The organism is Phaeovulum vinaykumarii (assembly GCF_900156695.1).
In the GTDB taxonomy this organism is placed as follows: Bacteria; Pseudomonadota; Alphaproteobacteria; order Rhodobacterales; family Rhodobacteraceae; genus Bieblia_A; species Bieblia_A vinaykumarii.
The window spans coordinates 1-1,781 of sequence record NZ_FTOM01000026.1; the positions used below are offsets into that span (position 1 = coordinate 1).

2 protein-coding genes and 1 pseudogene are annotated in these 1,781 nt (G+C 71.9%); all 3 read right to left on the reverse strand.

Annotation, left to right across the window (positions count from 1 at the left end; all coding sequences use genetic code 11):
• The coding region (locus tag BW949_RS16400; protein WP_076368011.1) for a phage portal protein at window positions 1-1,058 on the reverse strand (1,058 nt) is incomplete at its 3' end.
• A gap of 3 nt (window positions 1,059-1,061) precedes the next feature.
• Complete coding sequence (locus tag BW949_RS16405) at window positions 1,062-1,484, reverse strand: HK97 family phage prohead protease (protein ID WP_328585834.1); 423 nt, start codon at window positions 1,482-1,484, stop codon at window positions 1,062-1,064.
• A 129-nt stretch (window positions 1,485-1,613) separates the two neighbouring features.
• A pseudogene (locus BW949_RS17515) lies at window positions 1,614-1,781 on the reverse strand (phage major capsid protein); the annotation flags it as partial.

A 1,781-nucleotide genomic window follows, 5' to 3' on the forward strand; every position in this document is an offset into this window, starting at 1 on the left:
GCCCAGTCGATGAAGGACAGCGCGTCTTGCAGGGTGGCGCCGTCGATCCCGGCTTCCCTGGCCTGCGCCAGCGCGCCCACCATCGTGGCCAGCGCCCGCGCCTTGCCGCCCGCGTCGAATGCCTGCATCGGGCGCACCACGTCGATCAGGACGCGGCCGCCCAGCTTGGCCGCGGCTTCCTCGGCCAGGATCTGGGCAATCGGCTGCAACACGATCTGGGCCAGGTGGCGCTGCGCCTCGCGCACGACAGGCCCCGTGGTCGCCCGGTTCATCAGCGCGGGCAGCACCCCGAAGGCAAGCGCCAGCGCATCGCGCGCCGCGGCCAGGCTTTCGGCCGTCATCGACTTTGACAGATCGGGCGAGAGCTGATCCGGCCCCTTGCCGATATTGGGGTTCATCCCCGCCGCCGTCGCCTGGGCCACGCCCTCGATCACCAGCGACGACCCGCGCCGCCCCTTGAAGGCCTGCCGCAGGCTCGCCATGTCCTCGGCCGAGCCCTCGGGCACCGGCACGATCTGGCTGCCGAGCGGCGCATCCCGATACACGTCCCGCAGCGCGGTTTCGATCTCGGACAGCAGGGAGGCGGACAGCGGCGCGCGCGACAGCGGCGACTTGCCCGCCCAGGGCGTGAACAGATCCGAGGCGATGCGGAAGTGCAGCACCTCGGCCGCCAGCACGGTCTCGGCCCGGCTGCCCGCCACCTCGGGGATCTGCCCGCGATAGGCGACGGGCACGCTGCCGCGCGTGGTCAGATCCCAATCGGTGAAGGGGATCAGCCGATCCCGGATCAGGAACACGCATTCGCCGCGCAGGGCGAGCGTGCGGCCGACAAGGGCCATCGTGCGGCGGTCGAGAAGGCCCGCGCCCTTCACATCCGCCAGGGCGAACGCGCCTTCCCAGAGGGTGACGCAGGCCTGCACCGTTGCCGTGAGCTCGGCCACCGTCATCTTGCCGCTGATCCAGTTTTCACGGGCGGCCATCACGCTGGCGGTGTAGCCGGCCGCGCTGGCCCTCTTCTCGATCTCGGGCGCCCCGCGGCGCTTGAGCCATGCGAACATCCGTCAGAGCCTCCAGCGGTTGGAATGATGCGTCACGAGACGCTGGGCGAGCGCGGCCACGGGCTGCCAGCCGCGCGCCTCGATCTGGGCCGCGGGATAGGCCGGGACCGTGACGGCCGAGACCTCGAAGAGCTGCGCCGCCGTCACCGTGCGCAGAAGGTCCGCGCCGCGCCGCTCCACCTTGTCGCCGCCCTGGGGCACGCGGAAGCCGGGCGACAGACCCCGGATCAGGCCCGCCCGATGCGCGGCCAGAAAGTCCCTGGCCCAGGTGGTCGAGGCGTCCACCGTCGCCTCGATCTCCACCGCCAGATCGGTGCTGCGCAGCCGCAGCGTGCCCGCCGCCGTCGAGGCAAGGGGGCTTGGTGTAATCGTGCTGGGCCAGAAGGTGGATGTCCTCGCCCGCCTCGATGCGCGCCCGGAAGGCATGGGGTGCGAACACCTCGCGCTTGCCGGGCGCCAGCTCGGTTTCGGCGCCATAGGGGAACACCGCCCGGAGAGCGGTTGCGCCGCCCTCCGAACGGATTTCCAGCGCGCCAGATGCAGCGCCCCAGAGCATCACGCCACCTGCACGCCGGTCAGCAGTTCGAGTTGCGCACCGCGCGCCACCGTCACGTCGCAGGTGGTGAGCGCGGTCAGCCGCAGCCCGCCCGAGGCCGCATCGGTGAACGGGTCGCGGATCAGGTCCACCGCGCCCCACATGCCCACGAAGACCGGCGCCACGCC